This is a genomic window from Ruegeria sp. AO1, assembly GCF_056535985.1.
Map to the genome: position 1 here is coordinate 2551740 of NZ_JBQFJC010000001.1, position 26733 is coordinate 2578472.

General features: G+C 58.8%; 33 protein-coding genes and 1 riboswitch. Of the genes, 13 read left to right on the forward strand and 20 right to left on the reverse strand.

The features are described 5' to 3' along the window. The first annotated feature begins 6 nt into the window (after positions 1-6). On the forward strand, positions 7-930 hold the full coding sequence (locus tag ACR3FB_RS12580) for a LysR family transcriptional regulator (protein WP_480563423.1): 924 nt from the start codon (positions 7-9) through the stop codon (positions 928-930). On the opposite strand, the gene irrA is transcribed toward ACR3FB_RS12580, so the two are convergent. Further along, positions 905-1324 carry an iron response transcriptional regulator IrrA gene (gene irrA / locus ACR3FB_RS12585; RefSeq protein ID WP_480564966.1) on the reverse strand — a complete coding sequence of 140 codons (420 nt, stop codon included), beginning with the start codon at positions 1322-1324 and terminating at the stop codon, positions 905-907. The two genes, ACR3FB_RS12580 and irrA, sit on opposite strands and share 26 nt — an antisense overlap. A 187-nt stretch (positions 1325-1511) precedes the next feature. Here irrA and fabA point away from each other — a divergent pair, with 187 nt between their 5' ends. The 4 genes from fabA to ACR3FB_RS12605 are packed head-to-tail and all read left to right on the forward strand — an operon-like array spanning position 1512 to position 4334. Continuing rightward, complete coding sequence (gene fabA / locus ACR3FB_RS12590) at positions 1512-2021, forward strand: bifunctional 3-hydroxydecanoyl-ACP dehydratase/trans-2-decenoyl-ACP isomerase (protein WP_170378117.1); 510 nt, start codon at positions 1512-1514, stop codon at positions 2019-2021. A 47-nt stretch (positions 2022-2068) separates the two neighbouring features. Continuing rightward, on the forward strand, positions 2069-3298 hold the full coding sequence (gene fabB / locus ACR3FB_RS12595) for a beta-ketoacyl-ACP synthase I (protein ID WP_480563421.1): 1230 nt from the start codon (positions 2069-2071) through the stop codon (positions 3296-3298). Positions 3299-3303: 5 nt separating this feature from the next. Continuing rightward, positions 3304-4095, forward strand: a complete 792-nt coding sequence (locus ACR3FB_RS12600) for an enoyl-ACP reductase FabI (protein ID WP_170377661.1) — start codon at positions 3304-3306, stop codon at positions 4093-4095. 59 nt (positions 4096-4154) lie between these two features. Then, on the forward strand, positions 4155-4334 hold the full coding sequence (locus ACR3FB_RS12605) for a hypothetical protein (RefSeq protein ID WP_475218671.1): 180 nt from the start codon (positions 4155-4157) through the stop codon (positions 4332-4334). Between the two features lie 12 nt (positions 4335-4346). Here ACR3FB_RS12605 and ACR3FB_RS12610 read toward each other — a convergent pair whose 3' ends face one another. Continuing rightward, a complete protein-coding gene (locus ACR3FB_RS12610) occupies positions 4347-4775 on the reverse strand; it encodes an FKBP-type peptidyl-prolyl cis-trans isomerase (RefSeq protein WP_480563419.1) in 429 nt (142 codons plus the stop codon). Positions 4776-5033: 258 nt separating this feature from the next. Then, a riboswitch (cobalamin riboswitch) is annotated at positions 5034-5235 on the forward strand. A gap of 130 nt (positions 5236-5365) precedes the next feature. On the opposite strand from ACR3FB_RS12610, the gene ACR3FB_RS12615 reads away from it, so the two are divergent. Genes ACR3FB_RS12615 through ACR3FB_RS12635 form a run of 5 tightly spaced genes read left to right on the forward strand, consistent with a single transcriptional unit; the run spans position 5366 to position 8773 of the window. Then, positions 5366-6151 carry a DUF4198 domain-containing protein gene (locus ACR3FB_RS12615; RefSeq protein ID WP_480563417.1) on the forward strand — a complete coding sequence of 262 codons (786 nt, stop codon included), beginning with the start codon at positions 5366-5368 and terminating at the stop codon, positions 6149-6151. A gap of 6 nt (positions 6152-6157) precedes the next feature. Further along, positions 6158-6769 carry a cobalt transporter CbiM gene (gene cbiM / locus ACR3FB_RS12620; protein WP_480563415.1) on the forward strand — a complete coding sequence of 204 codons (612 nt, stop codon included), beginning with the start codon at positions 6158-6160 and terminating at the stop codon, positions 6767-6769. Beyond that, positions 6766-7344 carry a cobalt ABC transporter permease gene (locus ACR3FB_RS12625; RefSeq protein WP_480563413.1) on the forward strand — a complete coding sequence of 193 codons (579 nt, stop codon included), beginning with the start codon at positions 6766-6768 and terminating at the stop codon, positions 7342-7344. The genes cbiM and ACR3FB_RS12625 overlap by 4 nt, the downstream gene beginning before the upstream one ends. Then, the gene (gene cbiQ, locus ACR3FB_RS12630; RefSeq protein ID WP_480563411.1) at positions 7344-8126 is read left to right on the forward strand and encodes a cobalt ECF transporter T component CbiQ; all 783 of its coding nucleotides are present in this window, start codon (positions 7344-7346) and stop codon (positions 8124-8126) included. Before ACR3FB_RS12625 ends, cbiQ begins: the two co-directional genes overlap by 1 nt. Further along, entirely contained in the window at positions 8123-8773 is a 651-nt protein-coding gene (locus ACR3FB_RS12635) for an energy-coupling factor ABC transporter ATP-binding protein (RefSeq protein WP_425083933.1), read from the forward strand. The genes cbiQ and ACR3FB_RS12635 overlap by 4 nt, the downstream gene beginning before the upstream one ends. A gap of 103 nt (positions 8774-8876) precedes the next feature. Here the strand turns inward: ACR3FB_RS12635 and rplQ are convergent, their stop codons facing one another. From rplQ to dgcN, 12 genes are all read right to left on the reverse strand, one after another. After that, positions 8877-9296, reverse strand: coding sequence for a 50S ribosomal protein L17 (gene rplQ, locus ACR3FB_RS12640; RefSeq protein WP_170334079.1), 420 nt, complete (start codon positions 9294-9296; stop codon positions 8877-8879). A gap of 118 nt (positions 9297-9414) precedes the next feature. Next, complete coding sequence (locus ACR3FB_RS12645; RefSeq protein WP_170377644.1) at positions 9415-10431, reverse strand: DNA-directed RNA polymerase subunit alpha; 1017 nt, start codon at positions 10429-10431, stop codon at positions 9415-9417. A gap of 114 nt (positions 10432-10545) precedes the next feature. Then, a complete protein-coding gene (rpsK, locus tag ACR3FB_RS12650) occupies positions 10546-10935 on the reverse strand; it encodes a 30S ribosomal protein S11 (RefSeq protein ID WP_008757289.1) in 390 nt (129 codons plus the stop codon). Between the two features lie 15 nt (positions 10936-10950). Continuing rightward, a complete protein-coding gene (gene rpsM / locus ACR3FB_RS12655; protein ID WP_170377641.1) occupies positions 10951-11319 on the reverse strand; it encodes a 30S ribosomal protein S13 in 369 nt (122 codons plus the stop codon). 208 nt (positions 11320-11527) lie between these two features. Continuing rightward, the gene (locus tag ACR3FB_RS12660) at positions 11528-12544 is read right to left on the reverse strand and encodes a DUF1254 domain-containing protein (protein ID WP_480563409.1); all 1017 of its coding nucleotides are present in this window, start codon (positions 12542-12544) and stop codon (positions 11528-11530) included. 79 nt (positions 12545-12623) lie between these two features. Continuing rightward, on the reverse strand, positions 12624-13268 hold the full coding sequence (locus ACR3FB_RS12665) for an adenylate kinase (RefSeq protein ID WP_170377639.1): 645 nt from the start codon (positions 13266-13268) through the stop codon (positions 12624-12626). Next, complete coding sequence (gene secY, locus ACR3FB_RS12670; RefSeq protein ID WP_170555668.1) at positions 13265-14629, reverse strand: preprotein translocase subunit SecY; 1365 nt, start codon at positions 14627-14629, stop codon at positions 13265-13267. The genes ACR3FB_RS12665 and secY overlap by 4 nt, the downstream gene beginning before the upstream one ends. A gap of 109 nt (positions 14630-14738) precedes the next feature. Next, positions 14739-15212 carry a 50S ribosomal protein L15 gene (gene rplO, locus ACR3FB_RS12675; protein ID WP_170377635.1) on the reverse strand — a complete coding sequence of 158 codons (474 nt, stop codon included), beginning with the start codon at positions 15210-15212 and terminating at the stop codon, positions 14739-14741. 206 nt (positions 15213-15418) lie between these two features. Further along, positions 15419-15634, reverse strand: a complete 216-nt coding sequence (locus tag ACR3FB_RS12680; protein ID WP_170472137.1) for a DUF1127 domain-containing protein — start codon at positions 15632-15634, stop codon at positions 15419-15421. 389 nt (positions 15635-16023) lie between these two features. Beyond that, positions 16024-16884, reverse strand: a complete 861-nt coding sequence (locus ACR3FB_RS12685) for a D-amino-acid transaminase (protein ID WP_170477758.1) — start codon at positions 16882-16884, stop codon at positions 16024-16026. A 10-nt stretch (positions 16885-16894) separates the two neighbouring features. Continuing rightward, positions 16895-17860 carry an N-acetyl-D-Glu racemase DgcA gene (gene dgcA / locus ACR3FB_RS12690; RefSeq protein WP_480563407.1) on the reverse strand — a complete coding sequence of 322 codons (966 nt, stop codon included), beginning with the start codon at positions 17858-17860 and terminating at the stop codon, positions 16895-16897. Positions 17861-17926: 66 nt separating this feature from the next. After that, positions 17927-18928 (reverse strand): N-acetyltransferase DgcN, encoded by a 1002-nt coding sequence (gene dgcN, locus ACR3FB_RS12695; RefSeq protein WP_425083938.1) that lies wholly within the window; start codon positions 18926-18928, stop codon positions 17927-17929. Between the two features lie 296 nt (positions 18929-19224). Between dgcN and ACR3FB_RS12700 the strand changes: the two genes are divergently transcribed. Then, entirely contained in the window at positions 19225-20187 is a 963-nt protein-coding gene (locus ACR3FB_RS12700) for an L-malyl-CoA/beta-methylmalyl-CoA lyase (RefSeq protein ID WP_425083939.1), read from the forward strand. Between the two features lie 54 nt (positions 20188-20241). Here the strand turns inward: ACR3FB_RS12700 and ACR3FB_RS12705 are convergent, their stop codons facing one another. Next, complete coding sequence (locus ACR3FB_RS12705; protein ID WP_480563405.1) at positions 20242-20820, reverse strand: PA14 domain-containing protein; 579 nt, start codon at positions 20818-20820, stop codon at positions 20242-20244. Between the two features lie 107 nt (positions 20821-20927). Then, positions 20928-21380, reverse strand: coding sequence for an Lrp/AsnC family transcriptional regulator (locus tag ACR3FB_RS12710; RefSeq protein WP_425083941.1), 453 nt, complete (start codon positions 21378-21380; stop codon positions 20928-20930). Positions 21381-21453: 73 nt separating this feature from the next. Between ACR3FB_RS12710 and ACR3FB_RS12715 the strand changes: the two genes are divergently transcribed. Then, entirely contained in the window at positions 21454-22050 is a 597-nt protein-coding gene (locus ACR3FB_RS12715; RefSeq protein ID WP_425083942.1) for a LysE family translocator, read from the forward strand. On the opposite strand, the gene ACR3FB_RS12720 is transcribed toward ACR3FB_RS12715, so the two are convergent. Next, a complete protein-coding gene (locus tag ACR3FB_RS12720) occupies positions 22051-22884 on the reverse strand; it encodes an AraC family transcriptional regulator (protein WP_480563402.1) in 834 nt (277 codons plus the stop codon). It abuts the gene before it with no gap. 123 nt (positions 22885-23007) lie between these two features. Between ACR3FB_RS12720 and ACR3FB_RS12725 the strand changes: the two genes are divergently transcribed. Further along, the gene (locus tag ACR3FB_RS12725; protein WP_170639227.1) at positions 23008-23970 is read left to right on the forward strand and encodes an acetyl-CoA carboxylase carboxyltransferase subunit alpha; all 963 of its coding nucleotides are present in this window, start codon (positions 23008-23010) and stop codon (positions 23968-23970) included. Positions 23971-23974: 4 nt separating this feature from the next. Here ACR3FB_RS12725 and ACR3FB_RS12730 read toward each other — a convergent pair whose 3' ends face one another. The 3 genes from ACR3FB_RS12730 to ACR3FB_RS12740 all read right to left on the reverse strand — a co-directional run bounded on the left by ACR3FB_RS12730 (position 23975) and on the right by ACR3FB_RS12740 (position 26689). Next, a complete protein-coding gene (locus ACR3FB_RS12730; protein WP_480563400.1) occupies positions 23975-25105 on the reverse strand; it encodes a lytic murein transglycosylase in 1131 nt (376 codons plus the stop codon). A gap of 210 nt (positions 25106-25315) precedes the next feature. Next, positions 25316-25963 (reverse strand): GntR family transcriptional regulator, encoded by a 648-nt coding sequence (locus tag ACR3FB_RS12735; RefSeq protein ID WP_480563398.1) that lies wholly within the window; start codon positions 25961-25963, stop codon positions 25316-25318. A 30-nt stretch (positions 25964-25993) separates the two neighbouring features. Further along, positions 25994-26689: a M48 family metallopeptidase gene (locus ACR3FB_RS12740; protein ID WP_480563395.1), complete on the reverse strand. Its 696-nt coding sequence runs from the start codon at positions 26687-26689 to the stop codon at positions 25994-25996. Positions 26690-26733 lie beyond the last annotated feature (44 nt).

Sequence of the window (26733 nt, forward strand, 5' to 3'; positions counted from 1 at the left end):
AACCTGATGTTATATGTCTCACTGCGCCAATACGAATATGTCTGCGCCATCGGCCGTCATGGCAGCTTGTCTGCCGCAGCTCATGCGCTGAACGTGTCACAACCTGCCCTGTCAACGGCGCTGACGCGGGTTGAGTCGCTTCTGGGATATCCGCTGTTCATGCGTCGACGAGGGGCGGCGATGACCACAACCCCTCAGGGCCGTCTTTTCATCGAACAGGCGGAAAAGCTGTTGCACTCTGCCGCGCAGATCGAAAATCCGACATATGCGCCGCACGGGTCTTCACACCTGCGGTTGGGCTGCTTCATTGACCTGGCGCCGTTTCATCTGGCCTCTGCCTTGCATAGTCTGCAAACAGCCCTGCCCGATGTGACCATCTCGTATCAGGTGGACAGTTTCGAGGGCTTGCTGGACGGGCTGATCAACGGCCAGACGGATATCGCGATCACGTATGACCTTGGCATGGATGCAGGGTTTACTCGGCAAGAGCTGTTCGACAGTGTCCCGCACGCCTTGCTCCCACCTGATCACCCGCTTGCAACAGCCCACAGTGTCACTTTGGTCGATCTGGAACTGGAACCCCTGATCCTGTCAAAGGAGGGGTTGTCTGCGCAGCACGTCCTGAACCTGTTTCGGCGCAAAGGCCTGAACCCAACAGTCGCCCACAGGGCAGCTACGCTTGAGATTCAGCGCAGCCTCGCAGCCCATGGGGAAGGAATCGCAATCAGCTACGCCAGCCCAAACAATTCGATGAGTTACGATAATCGTATGCTGACCCGCCTACCGATCTTGGACAAGGATGCCGCTGAGCCTGTCGTATTGGCGCGCCACGGAACTGGCCCCGTCGAAACCACATTGGCCTCAGCGGAACGTATTCTGTTTGATGCGTTGTCCGAGGATAGAACTAAGGCTTCTTGCGAAGACGGATAACCACATCGACCGAGGCGATCTCTACCCCTTCCGGTGCCTGCGGAAGGCGCTGGATCACCAACTCTTCGGACGGAGCGTCGCTCAGCCGGCTTTCGTCTTCCCAATAGAAATGCGGGTGATCATGGGTGTTGGTGTCAAAATAGCTTTTCGACCCATCCACCGTGATCTCTTGCAGCACGCCCGCATCGCAGAACGCGCGGAGCGTATTGTAGACGGTCGCAAGCGAAACGGCATCACCCTTGGTCTTGGCGGAGTCAAACAGGCTTTCCGCTGTGACATGCCGGTGACGACCATCGCCCACAAGCAACTCGGCCAGCGCAACACGCTGTCGCGTCGGGCGCAATCCGGCGTTCTCCAACCAGTCTGTAGCTATCTTACGGCTCTGAGGTGTCATGAATCCGATACCCATTTTTGCTGCTTTTATATATAGGGGCGCAGGGATACCAATTTCAAATGAAATTCATTCGCAAAGACCGTCGGGACGCAACATCATCTGACCGCCGCTCTTGCAGGACCTTGCATACGGGTGCTAGGTGAGGCCAAATGTAATGAACGGACCCAAGGCAGAAGAGGCGGCAAGAATGGCCCAATTCCCAAGCAGTTTTGACAAAGAGGATCTGCTGAAATGCGCGCGAGGCGAACTTTTTGGCCCCGGCAATGCGCAATTGCCTGCCCCTCCGATGCTGATGATGGACCGGATCACCGATGTTTCGGGTGACGGAGGCGCCCATGGCAAAGGCCATGTTGTCGCGGAATTCGACATCACGCCTGATCTTTGGTTCTTTGACTGCCACTTCCCCGGCAACCCGATCATGCCGGGCTGCTTGGGTCTGGATGGCCTGTGGCAGCTGACCGGTTTCAACCTGGGCTGGCGCGGCTGGCAGGGGCGCGGCTATGCGTTGGGCGTGGGCGAAGTCAAACTGACCGGCATGGTCCGCCCGGACCGTAAGATGCTGACCTATTATGTTGATTTTACCAAAGCCGTACAAACACGCCGTCTGACCATGGGGGTCGCGGATGGCCGTGTCGAAGCGGATGGTGAAGTGATTTATCAAGTCAAAGATATGAAGGTTGCACTGTCCGAAAGCTGACGCCAGCGGACATTACGCCAACAGGAACGGAACACAGGAGAACGCATATGCGTCGCGTCGTCGTCACCGGTTTGGGGATCGTCTCCTCGATCGGGAACAATGCCGAAGAGGTTCTCGCCTCGCTCAAAGCAGGTAAATCCGGCATCGAGGCCAATGAGCAGATGGTCGAACATGGCTTTCGCAGCCAGATCGCCGGGTCGCTCAAGATTGACGTGTCCGAACACGTTGACAAACGTACCCTGCGTTTCATGGGGCCAGGTGCGGCCTACGCTCACATCGCAATGGGACAGGCTATTGCAGATTCCGGGCTGACCGAGGATCAGGTCGTCAATCCGCGCACCGGACTGGTCGCTGGTTCTGGCGGACCGTCCACCAGCGCGATGCTGACCGCGCATCAGACGGTACTGAAGAACGGCGCTACCAAGCGGATCGGGCCTTTTGCCGTGCCTAAATGCATGTGTTCCACGATTTCCGCGAACCTTGCCACCGCCTATAAGATCAAGGGTATCAATTACTCGATCACCTCGGCATGCTCGACCTCGCTGCATTGCATCGGCAACGCGGCGGAACAGATCATGCTGGGCAAGCAGGACGTAGTGTTCGCAGGCGGCGGAGAAGAGCTGGACTGGACGTTGTCTTGCCTGTTCGACGCGATGGGCGCGATGTCGTCGAAGTATAACGACACTCCGCAGAAAGCCTCTCGCGCGTTCGATCAGGACCGTGACGGCTTCGTGATTTCGGGTGGTGGCGGCATTGTTGTGCTTGAGGATCTGGACCATGCGCTGGCGCGCGGAGCCAAGATCTACGCCGAGGTGACCGGCTATGCTGCAACCTCAGACGGTCACGACATGGTGGCCCCGTCTGGCGAAGGCGGTGAGCGTGCGATGCGTCTGGCTCTGTCGACTCTGCCCGAAGGCCGCAAGGTTGGTTACATCAACGCGCACGGCACCTCGACCCCGGTCGGAGATGTGGGCGAAGTTGAAGCCGTGCGTCGTATCTTCGGCGAAGGTCAGGTACCTCCGATCTCATCCACCAAGTCGATGACCGGGCACGCACAGGGCGCGGCCGGCGCGCTTGAAGCTATCTTCTGCCTGCTCATGCTGGACAATGATTTCATAACACCGTCGATCAATGTCGACACACTAGCCGAAGGCATCCAGCCCGGTGAAATTGCAACTCAAGTGGTTGAAAATGCAGGTTTGGATTCGGTCATGACCAACAGCTTCGGCTTTGGCGGCACAAACGGATCCATGATCCTGTCAAAGTATAACGGGTGAACGAGATGTCGGAAGTTCTAAAAGGGAAACGCGGCCTTATCATGGGTGTCGCCAATGACCGGTCGATTGCCTGGGGTATCTCGAAAGCGATGCACGAAGCAGGGGCTGAGCTGGCTTTCACCTATCAGGGCGACGCGTTCGGGAAGCGTCTGCAGCCATTGGCCGAAAGCCTCGGCAGCGACTTCATGGTCGATGCGGATGTCACCGATGACGCCTCGCTGGACCGCGCCTTTGGCGAGCTGGGAGAGCGCTGGCCCACCATCGACTTTGTCGTCCACGCCATCGCCTATTCGGACAAGAACGAGTTGACAGGCCGGTTCCTGAACACCACACGAGCTAATTTCAAGCACTCGATGGATGTGTCGGCCTACTCGTTCATCGAGGTCGCCCGCCGTGCCTATCCGCTGATGAAGGACAATGGCGGCTCGCTGTTGACGCTGACCTATCAAGGCTCGAATCGTGTGGTTCCGAATTACAACGTGATGGGCGTTGCCAAAGCCGCGCTGGAATCGGCGACACGCTATCTGGCCAATGATCTCGGCCCCGAAGGCATCCGCGTGAACGCAATCTCGCCCGGTCCGATGAAGACGCTGGCCGGTGCTGCAATTGGCGGAGCGCGCAAGACCTACAAGTTCTGCGACCAGAACGCGCCGATGCGCTCGAACGCTACTCTGGAGGCCGTTGGTGGCACAGCGGTTTACCTGACCTCGGACGCGGGGGCTTGCACCTCGGGTGAGATCATCCGGGTGGACGGCGGTTTCCACGTGCTTGGAATGCCACAGCCGGATTTCATGTGACCACATCTTTCCCAGACGCCGCCAAGATTTGACCATCTTTCGGCGTCACGGATATGGGCATGAGCAAAACTGACCAGATCCTTGCCAGCAATACGCGTGGCACCCAGACCAAACGGAAAACGGGGTTCCTGAGCCCCCGCGCCCGTGTTCTGCTTTTGACGCTGACCACATTGCTGGTCTTGTTCGTGTTCCTCACGCAACCGCAGGTCCGCGCAGCGCTTGACGGGCTTTGGGGCTAATCCCCCAACCCTTCAGTTCACTGAGACAACCTCGATATCGAAAACCAGGTCCTGACCAGCCAGCGGGTGATTGGCGTCCAGCGTCACCGTGGCCTCGTTCGCTTCGACAACCGTAACAGGCAGCGCCTGACCGTCGGGGGTCTGCATCTGCAACTGGGTTCCAGGCTCTAGCGGGATGTCATCCGGAATACCCTCACGCGGGATGTCCTGCCGCATCGCCGGGTTGATCGGGCCATAAGCGTCGACACAGGCAATCTCGACCCGTTTCTTGTCGCCAACCGCCAGTCCTGGCATGGCACTGTCGAGGCCGGGGATGATCTGGCCCGAACCGACAACGAACTCCAGCGGATCGCGCCCGTCCGAGCTGTCAAAGACGGTGTCGTCCAGCAGCGTGCCGGTATAGTGGATGCGAACTGTGTCGCCTTGTTTGATCTCAGACATTGGGCCTCCGGGGCTTGTGGGGAATTGGGCGCCGAACACAAGCGCGCTACGCCGGAGTCTGACGCGGCGCAGGATGCATGCATCTGATTCTGATGTCCAGATTGCGTTGTAAGCGCGCGCATTCTCTTGTCGTCGCTTGCAAGCACGTCTTCGCTAAAAACAATACCCGGCTGGCAGAACAAGAACACCCGATCCTATCGACAGGATGTTATCGCTAAGGGTTGAAATAGAGATTGACCGGTAGTGGGAATCTCTGTCATCAGCGTCCTCATGTCCGGTTCCGGGTTCGCCCGGAGAAAAGGGAATGCGGTGCGGGGAATTCTGTTCCACCCAATGCCGCAACTGCCCCCGCAACTGTAGGCGGTGAGCAGGGCTGACACGCCACTGGGTTTCACCCGGGAAGGCCAGCCCCATGCTTTGACCCGCAAGTCAGGAGACCTGCCGGATTTGCACCCTCGGTAGGGGTGTGTCACCGATGCCGGGGTGTGCATTGGGCCGGTGCCCTCGTTTAGGGCTGATGGCTCCGTTCTCCCCGATGTCAAATAACAAAACGTGCCGGGGTTGGCACGAAGGGACGAGGGAAAGACCTTGTGAAGAAACTATTTTGCACGGCTACGGCTGCGCTGGCACTTCCAGCCATGGCGCATGCGCATTTTTTGCTGGAATACACCACGGACACGCTGATCGAGGCACCGGGCAATGTGCCGGTCAAGCTGATCTTCTGGCACCCGTTTGAGAACGGCCATGTCATGGATCTGGACAAGCCGCAGGAATTCTATGTGATCCACAATGGCGAAAAGACCGACCTGCTGGACACGCTGGAGCCCATCCGGTTTTCGAGCCCCGAAAACGAAGGCGCGGCCTTTCAGGGAACTGTTCCGGTCAAGCGTTCGGGCGACTACGTGATGGTCACTGTGCCTCAGCCCTATTACGAAGAGGCCGAGGACATCTATATCCAACAGATCACCAAGGCGTTCCTGAACCGCAACGAACTGCCGACCGACTGGATGAACCCCGCAGGTCTGGCGACCGAGATCGTGCCGCTGAACAAGCCCTACAACATCATCGCAGGCTCAACCTTCACTGGTCAGGTTCTGGCGAATGGCGAACCGGTTGCTGGCGCTGAGATCGAGATCGAGTACATGGCCGCCAAACCCAGCTTTGACAGCCAAGCCTCCTCCGAGCCGACCGTTTCGCCGATGCCGGGTGGCGCCGTTGTCGCCATTTCCGACGCCAATGGCTATTTCTCCTTCGGTGTCCCGAAAGCTGGCTACTGGGGCTTTGCTGCCCTCGGCGCTGGTCCTGAAACCGAACATGAAGGCAAAGAGTTGAGCCAAGACGCGGTGATCTGGATCCGCGCCTGGGACATGGAGTAACCCCAGATGCACATCGTCGACGGAGCCCTGTCCAACCCGGTCGTCATCGGCGGCGCTATTGCCGCCGCTGGTGGGGTGGCCATGGGCCTCAGGTCGCTGGATCTGGACCGTATCCCCACGGCTGGGGTGCTGGCGGCCAGTTTCTTTGTGGCCTCGCTGATCCACGTGCCGATCGGGCCGTCGTCGGTGCATCTGATCCTCAACGGTCTGGCCGGGCTTCTGCTCGGCTGGGCCGCCTTCCCGGCCCTGTTTGTGGGTCTGCTACTGCAAGCCGTTTTCTTTGGCTTCGGCGGGCTGACGGTGCTGGGGATCAATACGCTCAACATCGCCTGTCCGGCCGTTCTGGCGGGGCTATTGTTCCGACCCCTGATCGGACGCGGTTCGCCTGTTCATGGCGCGATCTGGGGCGGCATAGGCGGGGCCTTTGCCATTGCGGCCACCACTGTCATGGTGGGCATCTCACTGGCCCTGTCAGGGGACGAGTTCCTGCCCGCCGCCAAGCTGGTCTTCTTTGCCCATATCCCCGTGATGGTCATCGAGGCCGTTCTGACCGGATTTGCCGTCCTTCTGGCGCGAAAGGTCAAACCCGAGTTGTTTCTGACAAGGCCCGCCACATGAGACAGCTTGCCTTCATCTTGGCCCTATGCACGGCCCCTCTGCCCGCGCTGGCCCATAAGGTGATTGCCGGGGTCTTTGCATCCGGCGATGCGATCGAAGGGGAAATCGGCTTCTCCAACGGCACCATGGCGACCGATACCGAGGTTGTCGTGACCGATCCCAATGGGGTCGAGCTGGGCCGAGCCACGACCGATGCAGACGGGTTCTTCATCTACACGCCCACCACTGCCGTCGCCCATACCTTCTTTGCCGACCTTGGCGCCGGTCACGTGGCCGAGGTGACGATGCCCGCCGAGGACGTCGCCAAGATCATGGGCGTCGCCGTTCAGAACACGCCTGCAGCGTCGCCTACACCAACTCCCGCCTCAGAGGGCGTCACAGTGGCCTCCCTCAGCGATGAGGAACGTCAAGCCATCGCGGCAGCCGTGCGTGACGAAATACGCCCGCTGCGCCGGGAAATCGCCGCCTATCGCGAACATAACGACCTCCAGACCATTCTCGGCGGCATCGGATACATCTTTGGCCTGTTCGGGCTGGGCTTCTACCTCGCAGCGCGGAGGAAACTGGCAGGCTGATGGCACACGTACTGGGACCACAGGAACGGACGCTGGCCGAGGCTGGCACGGTCGGCCAACGGGGGTTGATCACCTCGCTTGATCCGCGTGTGCGCATCGTCATGTCCACTGTCTTTGCGGTCGTTGTGGTCTCCTTATCGTCCCTGCCCGCCCTTACGGCGGCGCTGATGGTCGCGCTGTCTCTGCTGGTGATATCCCGGCTACCTTGGCGCAAAACGCTCAAGCGGATGGCGATGATGGACAGTTTCATCATCTTCATGCTGGTCCTTTTGCCCTTCACCATGCCCGGGGACCCGATGTTTACCATCTCGGGGTTTCCGGCCAGCTGGCAGGGGTTCTGGAAAGCCCTGGAAATCGCGCTGACCGCAAATGCCGTGATTCTGGCCCTGATGGTTCTGGTCGGCACGATGGAACCTGTCACCTTGGGCCACGCCCTGCACCGGCTCCGCTGCCCGGAAACACTGGTGCATCTTCTGATGTTCACCATCCGCTACATCGACGTCCTGCATGAGGAATACCAACGCCTCCGCGCAGCCATGAAGGTCCGAAGCTTCCGCCCCGGTACCAACTGGCACACCTATCGCAGCTTTGGCTATCTGGTCGGCATGATGCTAGTCCGGGCAATCGAACGGTCCGAGCGCATCCTCGGCGCGATGAAATGCCGGGGGTTTTCAGGCAAGATGCTGTTGCTGCAAGACTATAGCATCAACCGACGTGATATTGTCTTTGCTGCCGGGCTTGGAGCCCTCTGTCTAGCCCTGATCCTAGTGGAATTCGCATGACCCTAATCGCGCTGGACGACATCTGCTTTGCCTATACTGGACAAGCACCGGTTCTGAACGGCGCAAACCTGCGGCTGGAGGCCGGGCAACGCCTGTCACTGACCGGCCCGAACGGAGCCGGGAAATCCACGCTTCTACGTATCACACTTGGTCTGCAGCGACCGTCCTCGGGTACGGTGACCGTCTTTGGCAAACCACGACAGGTTGAGGCAGATTTCCATGAAGTGCGCCGCCACATCGGGCTTGTCTTTCAAGACCCTGACGACCAACTGTTCTGCCCCACCGTGGCCGAGGACATTGCCTTTGGTCCACTGAACCTCGGCAAGACGCGCGCCGAGGCCTTGGCAATCGTGGATCGAGTATTGGGTGATCTCAACCTCATGCATCTGAAGGATCGGACCACACATAAACTGTCAGGCGGCGAAAAGCGCCTGATCACGCTGGCAACTGTTCTGGCGATGGAGCCACAGGCCCTGCTGCTGGACGAGCCGACCAATGCGCTGGACACTAAAAACGAGGCGCGGTTGCTTGAAATCCTGCAATCGCTGCCTCAGGCTATCCTTCTGGTCAGCCATTCTCCTGCATTTCGCGATGCGCTGGCCCCGGACAGGCTGGAATTGCAAGACGGTAAGCTGGTCGCTGTGTGAGATAGCCCATCTTGGTCACGCCGAAGCAAACAGTTTGTACTGCGCAAAGAAAAACCCCGCGTCGAGGACACGGGGTTCTTTTTTTTGAAAGCTGTAGGCTTTCTTATTCTTCTGCGGCCTCTTCGGCTGCAACGCGAGCTTTGTCAGCTGCGCCTTTGGCGTCGACGTCACGATCAACGAATTCGATGATCGCCATCGGAGCCATGTCGCCATAACGGAAGCCAGCTTTCAGAATGCGGACATAACCGCCCTGACGCTCGGCGTAGCGGGGACCCAGAACTTCGAACAGCTTTGCGACGTCTTTGTCTTCTTTCAGCTGTGCTGCGGCCTGACGACGGGCGTGCAGGTCGCCGCGCTTGCCCAGAGTGACCAGCTTTTCGATGATCGGGCGCAGTTCTTTTGCCTTGGGCAGAGTTGTTTTGATTTGCTCATGCTCGATGAGCGAGCCTGCCATGTTTGCAAACAGAGCCTTGCGGTGCTCATGAGTACGGTTTAGGCGGCGGTAACCACGTGCGTGACGCATTTTTCAATTCCTATCTTGCGTTTTGCTTTGTCTGGCCGGCGATGCGTGTCACCGACTCTCCTTGGGGCGGAAGTGCCCGTATTGTCCCCGGAAATCCCGGGCATTGGGGAAGACGCGCTTAGAACGCGTCTTCGAATTTCTTCGCCAGATCTTCGATGTTGTCGGGCGGCCAATCCTCGACATCCATGCCGAGGTGCAGACCCATGCCGGACAGCACTTCTTTGATCTCGTTCAGCGACTTGCGGCCAAAGTTCGGCGTACGCAGCATCTCGGCTTCGGTCTTCTGGATCAGATCGCCGATGTAAACGATATTGTCGTTCTTCAGGCAGTTTGCCGAACGGACCGACAGCTCCAGCTCGTCGACTTTCTTCAACAGCAGCGGGTTGAACTCCAGACCATCGTCTTCGTCCTGGCGGCCAGCCGATTCCGGCTCGTCGAAGTTGACGAAAATCGACAGCTGATCCTGCAGGATACGAGCCGCATAGGCCAGTGCATCTTCCGGAGTGATCGAGCCATCAGTTTCGATCTTCAGGGTCAGCTTGTCATAGTCCAGAACCTGACCTTCACGGGTCGGCTGAACGTCATAGGCAACCTTTTTGACCGGCGAGTAGATTGCGTCGATCGGGATCAGGCCGATGGGTGCATCTTCAGGCTTGTTCTTCTCAGCCGAGACGTAGCCCTTGCCGGTGTTGACGGTCAGTTCCATGAACAGGTCGGCGCCATCATCCAGGTGGCAGATGACGTGATCGCGGTTCAGAACCTCGATGCCCGCGCTTTCGCTGATGTCACCTGCGGTGACAACTGCGGGGCCTTTGGCATTGATCGACAGGCGCTTGGGGCCTTCGACTTCCATGCGCAGCGACACGCCTTTGAGGTTCAGGATGATGTCGGTGACGTCTTCACGCACGCCCGCCACGCTCGAGAACTCGTGCAGGACGTTGTCAATCTGAACACTGGTGATGGCCGCACCTTGCAGCGAGCTCATCAGAACGCGGCGCAGCGCGTTGCCCAGTGTCAGACCAAAGCCACGCTCCAGCGGTTCAGCAACCAGGGTTGCCTGACGCGCAGGGTCGTTGCCCGGCTTGCCGTCCAGCTGGGTCGGCTTGATCAATTCTGCCCAATTCTTGTGGATCATGTAATCCCTCCATTCCTGTCCGCGCCCCATGACCAACAAGGTGCAGACGCCCGAGGTTCAAAATGACATGCTGGGGCCGCGCAAAAACGCAGCCCCAGCTGAATTCAAAATCGCTTAGACGCGGCGGCGCTTCGGCGGGCGGCAGCCGTTGTGAGCGATCGGAGTCACGTCGCGGATCGACGTGATGTTGAAGCCCACGGCAGCCAGTGCACGCAGAGCCGATTCACGACCCGAACCGGGGCCCTGAACTTCGACTTCCAGCGTCTTAACGCCATGTTCCTGCGCCTTCTTGCCTGCATCTTCTGCAGCCATCTGAGCGGCGTAGGGTGTCGATTTCCGCGATCCTTTGAAGCCCATGGTACCGGCAGACGACCACGAAATGGCGTTGCCCTGTACATCCGAGATCAGGATCTTGGTGTTGTTGAAGGTCGAGTTCACATGGGCGACGCCCGATGCGATGTTCTTACGCTCTTTGCGCTTAACGCGAGTCTTGTCACGTGCCATCAGTCAGACCCTCCCTTATTTCTTCTTACCAGCGATGGCCTTTGCGGGGCCTTTGCGGGTACGAGCGTTGGTGTGGGTACGCTGACCGCGAACCGGCAGGTTGCGGCGGTGACGCAGACCGCGGTAGCAGCCCAGGTCCATCAAGCGCTTGACGTTCATCTGAACTTCACGACGCAGGTCACCTTCGACGGTGAAGTTTTCGTCGATGAATTCACGGATCTTCAGAACTTCGGCGTCGGACAGTTCGTTGACGCGACGGGTCGCTTCAATGCCCACGGCTTCGCAGATCGCTTTGGCCGAGGTGTTGCCGATTCCGGTGATATATGTGAGGGCGATTGGTACCCGCTTTGCAGTCGGGATGTTTACGCCGGCAATACGTGCCACGTGTCACTTTCCTTTTCGTTGCGGTTCCGTAACTCCAGAACCTTTTTTCACAACGCCTAACCGTGGCAGTGTCGCCAGAGGGCTCAGCATTTTATGATATGATCATGTGAACGGAATACCCGCGCACAATTCGATTCTCTTCCGAGATAGCGTCAATTAGTGTCGCGCGACCCGCGCGTCAAGCGCAGATCGCATATTGATCCCGAATTCATTCCGCAAGCTCGATTTCAGGGAAGGTCCAGGTCCCGTCAATCACTTCGGGCGCGGGCTGGTACAGACGCACGGTGTAGTTCCAGCCCTCCATAATCGGCAGGCAATTCATACGGCCGTCGTCGCAACCACCGAAATGCACCGTCATCGATCCATCCGGATTGCTGTCGCCCGTCACCGAGTTGATCACGTAGACACCCAGATCATTCTCTTCAAAGAACCCCGCCGCGTTATACAGGCTGACCGACCAAAACGCGCCAACCGGAACCTCGGCGGGAACTTCCAGCTTGTACGCCCCCAGTTCCAGCCCCGGTTCGACGTTCAGATAGAAGGCCTGCGCCTCTGGCAGACCGCCCCAGCCGAACGCTGTTCCCAGCAGATGCCGCACAGGGTCAACCGCCTCTTTCGAGCCGAAAGTGCCAGTGCTGTCGGGCGAGAAACGCGCCAGCTCCAACACGGCGCTCAACACCTCTTCAAACGCATCCTTGTCGTAATGCGCTTCGTCGAAAGGAGGCGCAGAATTAGCCTGCAGCGTGACACCATCCTGCAATGCGGTTACTTCGGCTATGTCTGCGGGGTCCTCCGAGTCGACGAGGTACCGAAACAACAGCGCAACGTAGGGCGTATCGAACTGTTCGGCCCTCAGCTCATAAGTTCCACCGCCAAGGAAAACGTCGTTGACGTAGTGATCCTGATTGACAACCTGAACCGAGACATAGCGATCCCCGGTCTCCGGCACGGTCAGCAAAGCGCCGTCTGAAATATCAACCACCGCCATGCTATAGAGAGTATCCCGGTTCATGCGGATCGTCGGTTGCATATCCAACGGTGTAGGCTCGCGCACATGAAATAGCGTGTTGACGCAGCCGGACTGCGCCAGGTACTTCCGAAATTCGATATCGGTCGCCGCTCGGACAAAATTATCAATGGTCACTGGCGTCGGATCTGCATAGGCGCCGATTGCTGCCACAGTCAGAGCGGACGTCATCGCGAGCGATTTAAGCGAAAGGCTCATAGCTATCTCCCAACAAAAAATGCGCGCGTTGTCCGAAGTGATACCTCGTCAAACGCACGCATTCAATTGTCAAGATGTGTTACCTTAGGGCAGCTTCGATTGCGCCCTGAACCTCTTCGATTTCGCCCAGTCCGTTGATCTTGGTCAGTTGACCCTTGGCATAATAGTAGCCGATCAGCGGCGAGGTTTTCTTGTAGTACTCCATCAAGCGGGTCTTGAGGCTTTCCTCATTGTCATCCGCGCGGCGCTTGAAGTCATTCTCTTTGCCGCAATTGGAGCATTTGCCGTCTGCGGGAATCGGCTTGGTGATGTCGTTGTAGACCTCGCCACAGCCGCCACATGTCGACCGCGCGGTGATCCGTTCGACCAGAGCGGCATCGTCGACTTCCATCTCGATCACGGCGTCCAGGCTGTTGCCGGTGCTGTCCAGCAACTCACCCAGCGCGTCGGCCTGTGCCAATGTGCGCGGGAAGCCGTCAAAGATGAAACCGCCCTCTGCACCTGCGTCCAGCTTTTCACGGATCAGACCGATCACGATCTCATCGGTCACAAGCTGCCCTTTGGCCATAACCTCGGCCACACGGTTGCCCATCTCGGTGCCGCTATCCTTGGCCTCGCGCAGCATATCACCAGTGCTAAGCTGCACCATACCGCGTGTTTCGACCAGATGACGCGCCTGGGTACCTTTACCGGCACCCGGGGGGCCAAGCAGAATGATATTCATCGACGAGCAGCTCCCTTTCTGCCGCGTTTCTTGCCTTTGCCGCGCAGTTGGGACTTTTCGATCAGCCCTTCATATTGATGCGCCAGCAGGTGGCTCTGAACCTGTTGGATCGTGTCCATGGTTACAGAGACGATAATCAGAACTGAGGTGCCACCGAAGTAGAACGGGATGGCAAACTGGTTCCGAACGATTTCGGGCAGCAGACAGACCAGCGCGAGATAGGCCGAACCCAGAACCAGAACGCGGTTGACCACGTATTCGAGATACTCGGCGGTTTTCTTGCCAGGGCGGATGCCGGGCACAAAACCGTTCTGCTTTTTCAGGTTGTCGGCCACGTCATCCGGTTTGAAAGATACGTTGAACGTATAGAAATACGCGAAGAACACGATCATCGACGCGAAGAACAGCAGATAGAGCGGCTGTCCCGGGCCAAAGTTCGCCAGCAGCCACGACATGACCGGACCGTTGGCCGCACCCGACGAGAAGGTCGAAATCGTCACCGGCAGCAACAGCAGCGAGCTTGCAAAGATCGCAGGGATAACGCCCGACGGGTTGACCTTGACCGGCAGGTGGCTCGAGCCGCCTTCGTAAACCTTCATACCGGCCTGACGGCGCGGGTATTGAATGTGGATCTTTCGCAGGGCCCGTTCCATGAACACCACAAAGGTGATCACGACGATGACCATGAGGATTACACCAACGATCACGGCCGGGCTGATTGCGCCCGAACGACCCGAGGCAAAGAACTGAGCCAGAGCGGCCGGAACTTCGGCGATGATGCCGACGAAGATGATCAGAGAGATCCCGTTTCCGATGCCGCGCGCAGTGATCTGCTCACCCAGCCACATCAGGAACATGGTGCCGCCGACCAGAGTGATCATGGTCGACATGCGGAAGAACAGGCCCGGATCGGTCGCCAAATCACCCGATTCCAACGAAACGGCCAGACCATAGGCCTGCACGGTGGCCAGCGCCACAGTACCGAAACGAGTGTATTGGTTGATCTTCTTGCGGCCCTGCTCGCCCTCCTTCTTGAGTTGCTCGAGCGCGGGAACCATGGAAGTCAGCAGCTGCACGATGATCGAGGCCGAGATATAGGGCATGATGCCGAGGGCAAAGATACCCATTCGACCCAGCGCCCCGCCGGTGAACATCGAAACCATGCCGCCGATGCCTTGCCCCGCTTGCTCCATGAATTCACGCAGCGCTTGTCCGTCGATTCCCGGCACCGGAATGAAGGTGCCCAGGCGATAAACGATCAACAAACCCAGTGTAAACAGGATGCGGTTGCGCAGATCGGTGGCTTTGCCAAGGGCAGACCAGCTTGTGTTGGCTGCCATTTGTTCTGCTGCTGATACCATAAATCGGTCTCTCTTATGAAAACACCGCCCGGAACCGTTTTCCGGCTCGGGCGGCGTCTGGGAAAACTTAGTGCTCTATGTAAGCGGGTCTTCGCCCGCTCACAAGCGCTTACTCTGCCGCAGCAGCTTTTGTGACCGTCAGAGAGCCGCCCGCTTTTTCAACTGCCTCAACGGCAGCTTTCGAAGCACCTGTCACTTCCAGGTTCAGTTTGGCGCTAACCTCGCCTTTGGCCAGAACGCGGATACCGTCCAGCTTGCGACGAACCAGACCGGAAGCAACCAGAGCGTCCTCGGTGATCGCAGCTTTGGCGTCCAGCTTACCGGCGTCGACGAATTTCTGGATCAGGCCCAGGTTGATAACGGCGAATTCCTTGCGGTTCGGCTTGTTGAAGCCACGCTTGGGAAGACGCTGGTACAGCGGCATCTGGCCGCCTTCGTAGCCGTTGATGGCCACACCCGAACGGGATTTCTGACCTTTGATACCACGGCCACCCATTTTACCTTTGCCGGAGCCCGGACCACGGCCAACGCGGGTCCGTTTCGGTGCGGCGCCTGGGTTATCGCGCAATTCGTTCAGTTTCATATCGCTTCTCCTAAGCCGGATGTGACCCCCGAAGCGTGATGGGCCAAACACGGCGTTTCTTGGTTTTGATTCTCGTGGACGCAATGCCACCGGGGCGCTCTACAGCTTTGTGGCCCTCGTTGCAAGTGGCGCGTGGATGTGCAGCCCATCAAATGCAAAAGAGACGCCCAGAAGGACGCCTCTTCGCGTGTGAGTGGTGGGGTAGGTCAGGCGCAGTAAGCGTGCTTGTGCGCAATATCAGCGATATCGCAGCGACGGACTCCGATATCGTCCAGCTCGCGATTGCTGAGCCGCTGCAGTTCGGAGTAGGTCCGCTGGTATTCGGCAGCCCGAGCCCGTGCGACTTTGATGCGTTCAATAAGTGCGGAAACGCGTGCGCCGAAATTGAAGGTCGAGGGGGTGAGTGTTGCAGTATGTGCCATCTTCTTTCCTTTCAGACCGAGGCGTATTCCCCGGCAATTTTTGTGTTCCTTTTGGATACAGCGAGCAGATAGGAAAGGGCCGCGTGGCCGACAACGCCAGTTACGGTCTAGCCGCTATGCAAGGCGGACATATCCAACACTGATTGGAAGGAGATCGGCGAAAAAACCCCTGCGATGACCAACCGACCTTGCTGACCGCGCAATTCGCGCAGGCTTACATGACCTTTGAACACTTCATGCGCGGAGGATAGCTGCAGAATGCAGGAAAATCGCGGATCGGGTCAGAACTCAGAGCAATTAAAGCTCTTGCACGGATTGGTTGGCACGATCTACAGCCAACCAATGTGTATTAATCAGAGCCTTACCCAAAAGGCCCTGATCCAGCGCGCTTAAATGGCTGCCTTGCGGCTTTCATCCAGATAGATCTCGCGCAGACGTTTGGCGATTGGGCCAGGGGTGCCGTCGCCCAGCGCCACGCCATCAATTTCAACCACCGGCATAACAAAGGCACTGGCTGAGGTGGTGAAAGCCTCATCCGCCTCTTTGGCCTCGTCGATAGTGAATAGGCGTTCCTCGACCTCCATCTGCGCCTCGGCAGCCATGCGCAGAACGGCCTTGCGGGTGATACCGTGCAGGATCTCGTTCGACAGCGGGCGGGTGACGATCTTGCCGTTCTTCACGAAATAGGCGTTGTTGCTGGTGCCCTCGGTGACATGACCGTCTTCGATCATCCACGCATCATCACACCCGGCAGCCTTGGCCATCATCTTGCCCATCGACGGGTAGAGCAGCTGTACGGTCTTGATGTCACGACGTCCCCAGCGGATATCCTCGATCGAGATAATCTTGGCGCCCTTTTGCGCCGCAGGACTATCCGCCAGACCAGGCTTGTTTTGCGTGAACAGAACCAGCGTCGGCTTGGTGTCGGCGGAGGGGAACACAAAATCCCGGTCCCCATCGCTGCCGCGTGAGACCTGCAGATAGACCAGACCTTCGTCAATCTCGTTCAACTCGACCAGCTTGCGGTGGATCTCCAGCAACTCATCCTTGGTGCAAGGCTCAGCCATCTGCAGCTCGTCCAAAGAACGTTTCAGGCGCACCGCGTGGCCTTCAAAGTCGATCAGCTTGCCATCCAGAACGCTGGTCACCTCATAGACAGCATCTGCCATCAGGAAACCACGGTCAAAAATGGATACCTTGGCCTCGGTTTCGGGCAGGTATTCGCCATTCACATAAACGGTGCGGGTCATGTCACTCTCCTCAGCCCCAGAGGTCCACGCTAGGCGGATGCACTCCGGCGTCGTCAAAAATCAGCGGGTTGGTGCGGTCTTCGGCCAACAGAAGCGGGCCGTCAAGGTCTGTCACCATCGCACCCTGTGCCAGCAATGTCGCAGGGGCCATGGCCAGAGAGCTGCCGACCATGCAGCCGACCATGACTTTGTAGCCCTCAGTCAACGCCGCCTCACGCAGCAGCAAAGCCTCAGTCAGACCTCCGGTCTTGTCGAGCTTGATGTTCACCACATCATACTTGCCCTTTAGTTTGGGCAGGCTGGTCCGATCATGGCAGGATTCGTCAGCACAGACAGGCACCGGACGCTCCATCCCGATCAGCGCGTCGTCCTCGCCAGCGGGCAAGGGTTGCTCGACCAGTTCTACACCCAGCCGCACCAGATGCGGTGCCAGGTCCGCATAAACCTCAGCCGACCAACCTTCGTTGGCGTCGACAATAATCTTGGATTTTGACGCGCCCGCGCGCACGGCCTCCAACCGGGGCATGTCGTCTGGGGTGCCCAGCTTGATCTTCAAAAGCGGCCGATGCGCGTTTTCTGCTGCCTGCTTCTGCATCGCGACGGGCGTCGCCAAAGACAGGGTATAGGCGGTGATTTCAGACCCCGGAACCGGCAGACCGGCCAGGTCCCAAGCGCGCTTGCCCGCACGCTTGCACTCCAAATCCCAAAGAGCGCAGTCCACAGCGTTCCGCGCGGCCCCGGCGGGCAGCAGGTCCATCAGCGATTGCCGCGTGAACTCGACAGGCAGCGCCGCGATTTCAGCCTCGACCGACTCAAGCGTCTCATCATAGCGCGCGTAGGGCACGCATTCGCCCCAGCCCTGATGGGTTCCGTCTGAAATTCGAACCGTCAGAACCTTTGCTTCGGTTCGCGACCCGCGCGAGATGGTAAACACCTGCGCCAGCCGAAACACATCACGAGAGACCTCAACCTGCACGCGCCTGCTCCTTCATCTTTTCAAAAATTCGCCCGCCGGAGGCGATCCACCGGCGGGTTTCTTTGATCACAGAGCGGACAGAGCATCCACCAGTTTTCCCGCACCAAAGCGGTAAGGGTCAGTAGTAGGCAGGCCCATCTCTTCCTCGACCTTGGCCAGATAGGCCGTGGCTTCATCCTCGCTCAGGTGCTGGGTGTTGACCGAGATGCCAACAACTTGACAGGCCGGATTGCCAACCCGTGCAAGCGGCAGGGCCGTGTCGCGCAGCTGCTGCAGCGTCGGCAGCGAGTATTCGGGCAGGCCGCGCATATGGGTCCGGGTCGGCTCATGGCACAGGATCAGCGCATCAGGCTGGCCGCCATGAACCAGAGCCATCGTAACGCCCGAATAGGACACGTGATACAAAGAGCCCTGCCCCTCAATATGATCCCAGTGATCTTCATCATTGTCGGGCGTCAGGTATTCGACAGCACCCGCCATGAAATCCGCAACAACCGCGTCGAGCGGAACACCTTGGCCGGTGATCAGAATACCGGTCTGGCCGGTAGCGCGGAACGTGGATTTCATGCCACGCTTGCGCATCTCGGCATCCATCGACATCGCCGTGTACATCTTACCCGCCGAGCAATCGGTGCCAACTGCGAGGCAACGCTTGCCGCTGCGCTTCTTGCCGTTTGCGATGGGGTAACCAACGGTCGGCACACGCACATCGTGCAGGGTGCAGCCGTGGGTCTGAGCGGCCGCAACCAGATCGCCTTCGTCCCGCAACAGGTTGTGCAGGCCCGACGCGATGTCATAGCCCATTTCCAACGCCTCGATCAGAACGGTTTTCCAGGCCTCGCTGATCACGCCGCCGCGGTTGGCGACACCGATAACCAGCGTCTTCGCGCCGGCCTCTTTGGCCGCGGCCAAAGTCATGTCGGTCATACCCAGATCGGCCTTGCAGCCCTCCATGCGGTACTGGCCTACAGCGTTTTCTGGACGCCAGTCACGGATGCCGATGGCAACTTTCGCAGCCAACTGGTCGGGCGCATCGCCCAAAAACAACAGATACGGTGTCTCGATCATTGCATCGCACTCCTTTGATTCCGCGCCAAACTAAAGAACCACGTGAACGAGCGTTTCGCGAATTTTCACCACATATGCCCCCTCACCAATATTTTTTCGCGCGTTTTGACGTCTGATCGCAAAATTCTTCGAAGTTTTTAAACTGAACAAACTTTAAGCACCCGCGAACCGCGCCTTGCGCAAGAAATGCTGCGCGCGCATTGCCGCATCTGCACAATGACCCTTGCGCCGCATTGCGCAATTTAATATCCCAAACGAGAACCAAAACGTAACTTCATTACTCTTGCGAGGTCCCGATGAGTTTCCGCATCCAACCCGCCGCTCCGGCGCGGCCAAACCGTTGCCAATTGTTCGGCCCCGGCTCGAACACCAAGCTGTTCCCGAAGATGGCGGCCTCTGCTGCGGATGTGATCAACCTGGATCTTGAGGATTCGGTTGCACCCTCTGACAAGGACTTCGCCCGCGCCAATGTCATCGAGGCGCTGAACTCCGTCGATTGGGGCAACAAATACATGTCCGTTCGGATCAACGGGCTGGATACGCCCTATTGGTACCGCGATGTAGTGGACCTACTGGAACAGGCCGGAGACCGCCTTGACCAGATCATGATCCCCAAGGTCGGCTGCGCGGCGGATGTCTACGCCGTGGACGCTCTGGTCACCGCAATTGAGCGCGCCAAGGGTCGGAGCAAGCCGATCTCGTTCGAGGTGATCATCGAATCCGCGGCCGGCATTGCCCATGTCGAGGAAATTGCAGCCTCATCGCCCCGGATGCAGGCGATGAGCTTGGGTGCTGCGGATTTCGCGGCGTCCATGGGCATGCAGACCACCGGGATCGGCGGCACGCAAGAAAACTACTACATGCTGCGCGAAGGTGAAAAGCACTGGTCAGACCCGTGGCATTGGGCGCAAGCGGCCATCGTCGCCGCATGCCGCACCCATGGCGTTCTGCCGGTCGATGGACCCTTTGGGGACTTCAGCGACGATGAGGGCTATATCGCGCAAGCCAAACGCTCAGCAACTTTGGGCATGGTCGGCAAATGGGCGATCCATCCCAAGCAGATCGCGCTGGCCAATCAGGTCTTCACCCCGTCGGACGAGGCTGTATCCGAGGCCCGCGAAATCCTGGCCGCGATGGAAAAGGCCAAAGCAAATGGCGAAGGGGCCACTGTTTACAAAGGCCGCCTGGTCGACATCGCTTCGATCAAACAAGCCGAGGTCATCGTGGCGCAATCCGAACTGATCGCAGCGAACGGCTAAGCCAAAAAATGAAAGAGCGCCTATTTGGCGCTCTTTTTACTGCGGGTCCTGCTTTCAACGGCCGAATGCGCTATCAGGTGTCCAAGTAAAGTCTTCGCCCTGCTTGCCCCATTTCATCATCAAACAAGAGGTGCCGAGCTTCTGGAAGTAGACGATGTGAAGTGGATACCATCCGGCTTTTGGAACCTCGACTTCGGTTCTTTGGTTGGCCTCGCAACCCTGAATGCCCCTTACATACCCGATTTGTTGCCCCCCGACAAATGCCTCAATCCCATCATTGGACCAGGTTTCAAGCTCATAAATGCCAGGGGAATCAAAGCGAATGTAGCCGTTTATGTCGGCCGCGACGTTGAAGGCTTCCGCAAAGGTCAGAACAGGTTCACCCTTGTTGGTGTCACGGTAGTCCAATCCAAGCAGAGGTGTCCCGGCCTCGGCCTTAGGCAGCAAGGATTTGGCGTGGCTCAAGTCGCGAATTTTGCGGCTATTTCCGTTCCAAGCGTATTTTACGTCTAGGCCGGATTGCACATTTCCAGGTTGCGGGTCAGCCGGTTCCAGCTTGAGCGGGGCCGCTCCGACGTGCCCAGCAAGAATGGTGAGCGCGGCCGCGATCAACCCAATTTGAAGTTGGTTCATGTTGGTCTCCCAGTAAACGCGCCCTTTTTGTCTTGGGCGTCTTTGATGACGACCCTAAGACCTGAGCTTTTACCCCGCAAGGGTGTGATGCCAGCGTGAGAGGAAAGCTAGGCCCGCAAATCCTTGGGCGACCCCATAACCACGTAAGACGTGATCGACGTGACATGGGGCAGTGTTCCCAGCACATCGGTGTGAAATACCTTGTAGGACGGAAGGTCCGCGCATTCCACGCGCAAAAGGTATTCGATCGTGCCGGTGATATTGTGGCATTCAACCACTTCGGGCGCGCGCTGCAAGGCCCGTTCAAACCCTTCCTGAGCGGCTTTTGTATGCTCTCCCAGACCAACGCCGATATAGGCGACAAACCCCTTGCCAAGCGCGGTCGGGTCCAGAATAGCGCGGTAACCGGTAATGACTCCGGCCTTCTCCAACTCTTGCACGCGGCGCAAACAGGCCGAGGGAGATAGCCCGACACGATCTGCCAGCTCAAGGTTGCTGATGCGCCCATCCGATGAGAGTTCACGCAATATTTCGCGGTTTATTCGATCCATCTTAGTCATAAATTGTCAAACTAGATCATTCACGCACAATAACGCAATTTCATTTGCGCCATTTGCGGTAAATATCCCCCGCATGACCTACGATATCCTTCTGGCCCTGATCGCCTTTGCCTTCGTCTCGTCCATTACGCCGGGACCGAACAACTTGATGCTGATGGCATCTGGCGCCAATTTCGGCTTTCGGCGTACGATTCCGCATATGTTGGGTATCGGGCTTGGCTTCACCTTCATGGTGCTGCTGGTTGGCGCGGGTCTGGTGCAGGTTTTCAACCAATACCCGGTCAGCTACACGGTGCTGAAGGCGGCCTCGGTCGCGTATCTGTTGTATCTGGCGTGGAAGGTCGCGCATGCCGCACCGGCTGTGAAAGGCGCTGACGTGGGCACGCCGATGAGCTTTCTGCAGGCCGCCGCCTTTCAATGGGTCAACCCAAAGGCCTGGGCGATGGCACTGACCGCGACAACGGCTTATGCGCCAGGGCAGACCCTCAATGTCATCATCATCGTTGCGCTTGTGTTCGGAGCGGTCAATTTGCCCTCGGTCAGCACCTGGACGGTTCTGGGGCAACAAATGGCGCGGCTCCTGACGAATCCGCGCCGGTTGGTGGTGTTCAACTGGACAATGGCAGCCCTGCTTGTGGCCTCGCTCTATCCGGTATTGTGGCCGAGCTGATCACTTCAGCGGCAGGCAGATCTCGGTCAACAAATCTTCGGGCGCAGTTTCGCGCGGATCGTTGAGGTAGATCTCATAGCAGGGTTGATCTGCTGGCTCTTCCCCTGACTCGGGCAGCCAGTTTCCAAAAAGACTGTGGTAGGCGGCCTCTAGGCCAGAATAGGGCCCCTTGTAGGTTAAAACCGCCGTCTTTCCCCCGGCGATCTGCACGTCCTCCATCCCATCGGGGGTGCCGTCCCCACGGAATTCGGCCCCCGCATAGCTGCGCAACTGATCCTCTGGCACCTCATCGGGGCTATCAAAGTAGATACCAACTACAGGGCCAACTTGCGGCCAAAGCTGACGGGATTCGCACAAAGCGCCGAACGCTTCAAAGCTTTTGCCAATTTCGGAATATGCGCCTTTGTGCGGCAAGGCGATCACGCGGCGAGCGGGTTCGGTTCGGGTGGTCACGGGATGCATCGGATATCCTCCGGTTTTGAAGTTTGGATGAGCTGGCAGAAACTGACCGGCTTTGCGAAAGGCCGCGGGGCTGCTGCCATAGGCCTCGGTAAAGGCCCGGATGAAAGAGTTCGGGTTGGGGTAGCCAACGGAATACGCAACCTGCGACACCGAGTTGTCTGACCGGACCAGTTGGACCGCCGCACGGTGCAGCCGTATCCGACGTACCGCTTGGGCGCAGGTTTCGCCTGTCAATGCGCGGAACACGCGGTGCCAATGAAACCGCGACATCGCGGCGACATCAGCCAGCGCATCCAGTGACAAATCCCCATCGGGGTGATCGTGGATATAGGTCAGCACCCGCAGGATGCGGTCCTCGTAACTGGTTGCCATCTGGCATCCCTTCCTTCTCTCTGCCCAATCGTGGTCGCATAATCGGCTCTCACAAATCTTGCTGAGTTGCATCCCAAGCGACCACGCGTCATATAGCAGGGAACTTCCGCGTTGAGAGGCGTCATGACCCAGTATCTGGATTTCGAAAAACCGCTGGCCGAGATCGAAGGCAAAGCAGAAGAGCTGCGCGCCCTGGCCCGCGCCAATGAAGAGATGGATGTGGCCGAAGAAGCCTCAGCTCTGGATGCCAAAGCCGCCAAGCTGCTGGATGAGCTGTATGCCGATCTGACCCCCTGGCGGAAGTGTCAGGTCGCCCGCCACCCCGAACGGCCCCATTGTCAGGACTATGTCAAAGAGCTGTTTACTGAGTTCACGCCGCTGGCCGGGGATCGCAACTTTGCCGACGATCTGGCTGTGATCGGCGGGTTGGCCCGGTTCAACGATCAGCCGGTGATGGTGATCGGCCATGAAAAAGGTTCGGATACCAAGTCGCGGATCGAGCGGAATTTCGGCATGGCCCGCCCTGAAGGCTACCGCAAAGCCGTCCGCCTGATGGAGATGGCCGGGCGGTTTGGTCTGCCGGTCGTGACCCTGATCGACACCGCAGGGGCCTACCCCGGCAAGGGCGCAGAGGAGCGCGGTCAGTCCGAAGCGATTGCCCGGTCGACCGAGATGTGCCTGAAAATCGGAGTGCCCTTGGTTTCGGTCATCATCGGCGAAGGTGGGTCTGGTGGGGCCGTCGCCTTTGCAACGGCGAACCGCGTCGCGATGCTGGAGCATTCGGTCTATTCGGTGATCTCACCCGAAGGCTGCGCCTCGATCCTTTGGAAAGACGCCGAGAAGATGCGCGAGGCTGCCGAGGCACTTCGCCTGACCGCGCAGGACCTTTACAAATTGGGTGTCTGCGATCGCATCATCACCGAACCAAAAGGCGGCGCCCATCGCGATCGTCCGGCTGCAATTGAATCGGTCCGTGCCGCCATTGCGGCCATGCTGAAAGAGCTGGACGGTAAGGACGCGGCGGCCCTGATCAAGGACCGTCGTCAAAAGTTCCTGGATATCGGCTCAAAAGGGTTGGCGGCGTAAACCGTCAGCCGCCCAACCGGCGCAACAGCTCAACCGAAGGCTTACCGGTGACAGGCAGGCCGTTGGCGCGCTGATAGCCGCTGATCGCGGCTTCGGATTTCTTGCCAATCACCCCGTCCGCGCCTTCGGTATCGAACCCGGCCGAGGTCAGGCGGCGTTGCAGCTCTTTACGGTCTTCCAGCGTGAGCCCTGTTTCATCCGGCCCAAACGACGCCTTGAACGGGCCACCTCCGGCGATTCGGTCGGACAGATGGCCCACGCCGATCGCGTAGCTGTCCGAGTTGTTGTAGCGTTTGATCACGTTGAAATTGCGGAACACGGCGATCTTTGGCCCCGGCACTTGCGGTTGCAATACCGCGACGGGGGTGCCGGAAACGGAGCCGACCTCTCCGCCCCAGGGCTGACCACGCACCCAACCGGCCCGCGACAGATAGGCAGCGGTTGAGGCCAATGAGTCCGACGGATCCTCGGACCAGATATCGCGCCGCCCATCGCCGGTGAAATCGACTGCGTAGGCCAGATACGAGGTCGGAATGAACTGCGTATGCCCCATCGCACCCGCCCAGCTGCCGGTCATGTTGTCCGCCGATGTGTCGCCCGCCTGAATGATCTGCAAGGCCGCGATCAGTTGCTTTTCGAAAAACGCACCGCGCCGCCCGTCATAGGCCAGGGTCGAGGTTGCCGAGATCACCGGCACATCACCGCGTCGTGCTCCGTAGCGGCTCTCCAGCCCCCAAACGGCCACGACGACCTCTTTGTCGACGCCGTATTGCGCCTCGATCTGCGACAGAACACCGTTATGGCGCTGCAGCATCTGTCTGCCGGTACTGATCCGCTCATCCGAGGCGGCGATGGCCAGATAGTCCTCAAGCGAGCGTTTGAACTCAACCTGATTGCGGTCCCGTTCGATTACACCGGGCAGATAGCCTGCCCCCTGAAACGCGCGGTTCAGTGTGGATTGTGAGATGCCCTGAGAGGAGGCACGGGATTTGAAACCCGCCACCCAAGCGTCATAGCCCGCATTGGATACAGGCTGCATTCGGGATGCAGGCGCGCGCGCAGGTGAGGTCGCATCACTGCACGCCGCCAAAAATGCCGCACCGAGGCTGAGTGAAAAACTGCGTCTATTGATCATGACCGAAATCTGCTCTGGTTTGTGATTTGCCCCAGCGTAGCGCAGTCCGCGCCCGCAAACCAGAACGACTGACCCCTTCAGTAGCCGACTGGGCAAGTCGGCAATTGGCCGCCTAAAGCATTTTGCGTTTCACTTTGGGAAGGACCATCGAAATGCGCGTCGACCCTAGGGCGACGCAACGTATTTCGATTCAAATCAAACGCAAACGATCTAACTGACCAGCAACCGCAAGCCCTGCGTCACATCCGACCGAACCGCAAGGCGCAGGCCCGGCTCGTCCCCCGCCTTCAGCGCGGCAATGATCAGCTTGTGGTAATGCGGCGGCTCGGTGCGCCGTAAACGACCATAAAGCGCGCGCATGGTCGGGCCAAGCTGCAGCCAAACAGTTTCCGCCATGGCCAGCATCGCAGGCGCCTGCGCACGCAGGTAAAGCGTTCGATGAAATTCCAGGTTCGTTCGGATATAGCCCACCGCATCGCGCTTGGTCACCATCTCGGCGACGTTCATATTGATGCTCTGCAACCGGTCGATCAGCGCCATATGTGCGCGAGGCAAAGCACGGCTGGCCAGCTCAACCTCCAACAGCGCCCTCAGGGCTGCCAGCTCTTCAATTCGGTCATTTGTCAGCTCAGGCGTCGAGACGCGCCCCGATGACGACAAGAACAAAGCGCCCTCTGCTGCCAGTCGGCGCACCGCTTCGCGCGCAGGCGTCATCGAGACCCCGAATTCCTTGCCGATTCCCCTTAGGGTCAAAGCCTCGCCCGGCGCAATCTCTCCGTGCAGGATGCGCGATCTCAGTGTGCGATAAACCCGATCATGCGTAGCGATGCTCGAGTCCGTGGGCCGTGTGGTTGTCATGCCCTCATGTGATCACAAAATTCGGTGACGTCAACTCGCTGGCCCGTCAAATCGGAAACGATGCAACACGGCTCCGTTGTCTCTCAGCCAGCGACGCGGGGCATCGTAGGGGCCGAATATACGCTCTACCTGCGCCCAGAAGGCCGGCGAGTGGTTCATCTCGGCCAGATGCGCCACCTCATGCGCGGCGACATAGTGCAGAACCTCGGGCGGGGCGAGAATCAAGCGCCACGAGAACATCAGCCCGCCGTGGGAACTGCACGACCCCCAACGCGACCGCGTGTCCCGCAGCGACAGGGTCGTATAGGACCGGCCCAGAATGGCGGCGTAGTCATCACAGGCCTCGCTTAGGCGATCCCGCGCAAGTTCCTTGAGGAAGCGGGCCAATCGACGCCCCTCAGCCCCTGCCGGGACGGCCACCGTGTCCGCGCCCAACTGAACGCGCCGACCGGTTGCCTGGACGATTCGGCGCTCAATACCTTCGACTGGGATCAGGCCGCCGACGCGTACGTCTTCCCTCTCAGGCTGGCCCGCCAGATTCTGGCGGATCCAATCTTCCTTGCTGCGCGCGAAGTTCAACGCCTCAACCTCGGGCACGCCGTTTGGGTAGGTCAGGGTAACTCGTCCGTCCAATTGGGAAATCCGCAGACTGATCCGCCGCGCCCGCGCGGATTTGCGCAACGTCAGCGGCACTGGCGGCCTGCCCGGCAAAGCGTGTTCCCCCATATCCCGTCCTCTTCCGCGCAAAGGCTTTGACAGCACCCGCCGCC

Coding starts and splice junctions, on each gene's coding strand:
- ACR3FB_RS12580 (WP_480563423.1), top strand. CDS start 7: ATGTTATATGTCTCACTGCGCCAATACGAATATGTCTGCGCCATCGGC.
- irrA (WP_480564966.1), bottom strand. CDS start 1,324: ATGACACCTCAGAGCCGTAAGATAGCTACAGACTGGTTGGAGAACGCC.
- fabA (WP_170378117.1), top strand. CDS start 1,512: ATGGCCCAATTCCCAAGCAGTTTTGACAAAGAGGATCTGCTGAAATGC.
- fabB (WP_480563421.1), top strand. CDS start 2,069: ATGCGTCGCGTCGTCGTCACCGGTTTGGGGATCGTCTCCTCGATCGGG.
- ACR3FB_RS12600 (WP_170377661.1), top strand. CDS start 3,304: ATGTCGGAAGTTCTAAAAGGGAAACGCGGCCTTATCATGGGTGTCGCC.
- ACR3FB_RS12605 (WP_475218671.1), top strand. CDS start 4,155: ATGAGCAAAACTGACCAGATCCTTGCCAGCAATACGCGTGGCACCCAG.
- ACR3FB_RS12610 (WP_480563419.1), bottom strand. CDS start 4,775: ATGTCTGAGATCAAACAAGGCGACACAGTTCGCATCCACTATACCGGC.
- cbiM (WP_480563415.1), top strand. CDS start 6,158: ATGCACATCGTCGACGGAGCCCTGTCCAACCCGGTCGTCATCGGCGGC.
- ACR3FB_RS12625 (WP_480563413.1), top strand. CDS start 6,766: ATGAGACAGCTTGCCTTCATCTTGGCCCTATGCACGGCCCCTCTGCCC.
- cbiQ (WP_480563411.1), top strand. CDS start 7,344: ATGGCACACGTACTGGGACCACAGGAACGGACGCTGGCCGAGGCTGGC.
- ACR3FB_RS12635 (WP_425083933.1), top strand. CDS start 8,123: ATGACCCTAATCGCGCTGGACGACATCTGCTTTGCCTATACTGGACAA.
- rplQ (WP_170334079.1), bottom strand. CDS start 9,296: ATGCGTCACGCACGTGGTTACCGCCGCCTAAACCGTACTCATGAGCAC.
- ACR3FB_RS12645 (WP_170377644.1), bottom strand. CDS start 10,431: ATGATCCACAAGAATTGGGCAGAATTGATCAAGCCGACCCAGCTGGAC.
- rpsK (WP_008757289.1), bottom strand. CDS start 10,935: ATGGCACGTGACAAGACTCGCGTTAAGCGCAAAGAGCGTAAGAACATC.
- ACR3FB_RS12660 (WP_480563409.1), bottom strand. CDS start 12,544: ATGAGCCTTTCGCTTAAATCGCTCGCGATGACGTCCGCTCTGACTGTG.
- ACR3FB_RS12665 (WP_170377639.1), bottom strand. CDS start 13,268: ATGAATATCATTCTGCTTGGCCCCCCGGGTGCCGGTAAAGGTACCCAG.
- secY (WP_170555668.1), bottom strand. CDS start 14,629: ATGGTATCAGCAGCAGAACAAATGGCAGCCAACACAAGCTGGTCTGCC.
- rplO (WP_170377635.1), bottom strand. CDS start 15,212: ATGAAACTGAACGAATTGCGCGATAACCCAGGCGCCGCACCGAAACGG.
- ACR3FB_RS12680 (WP_170472137.1), bottom strand. CDS start 15,634: ATGGCACATACTGCAACACTCACCCCCTCGACCTTCAATTTCGGCGCA.
- ACR3FB_RS12685 (WP_170477758.1), bottom strand. CDS start 16,884: ATGACCCGCACCGTTTATGTGAATGGCGAATACCTGCCCGAAACCGAG.
- dgcN (WP_425083938.1), bottom strand. CDS start 18,928: ATGATCGAGACACCGTATCTGTTGTTTTTGGGCGATGCGCCCGACCAG.
- ACR3FB_RS12700 (WP_425083939.1), top strand. CDS start 19,225: ATGAGTTTCCGCATCCAACCCGCCGCTCCGGCGCGGCCAAACCGTTGC.
- ACR3FB_RS12705 (WP_480563405.1), bottom strand. CDS start 20,820: ATGAACCAACTTCAAATTGGGTTGATCGCGGCCGCGCTCACCATTCTT.
- ACR3FB_RS12710 (WP_425083941.1), bottom strand. CDS start 21,380: ATGACTAAGATGGATCGAATAAACCGCGAAATATTGCGTGAACTCTCA.
- ACR3FB_RS12715 (WP_425083942.1), top strand. CDS start 21,454: ATGACCTACGATATCCTTCTGGCCCTGATCGCCTTTGCCTTCGTCTCG.
- ACR3FB_RS12720 (WP_480563402.1), bottom strand. CDS start 22,884: ATGGCAACCAGTTACGAGGACCGCATCCTGCGGGTGCTGACCTATATC.
- ACR3FB_RS12725 (WP_170639227.1), top strand. CDS start 23,008: ATGACCCAGTATCTGGATTTCGAAAAACCGCTGGCCGAGATCGAAGGC.
- ACR3FB_RS12730 (WP_480563400.1), bottom strand. CDS start 25,105: ATGATCAATAGACGCAGTTTTTCACTCAGCCTCGGTGCGGCATTTTTG.
- ACR3FB_RS12735 (WP_480563398.1), bottom strand. CDS start 25,963: ATGACAACCACACGGCCCACGGACTCGAGCATCGCTACGCATGATCGG.
- ACR3FB_RS12740 (WP_480563395.1), bottom strand. CDS start 26,689: ATGGGGGAACACGCTTTGCCGGGCAGGCCGCCAGTGCCGCTGACGTTG.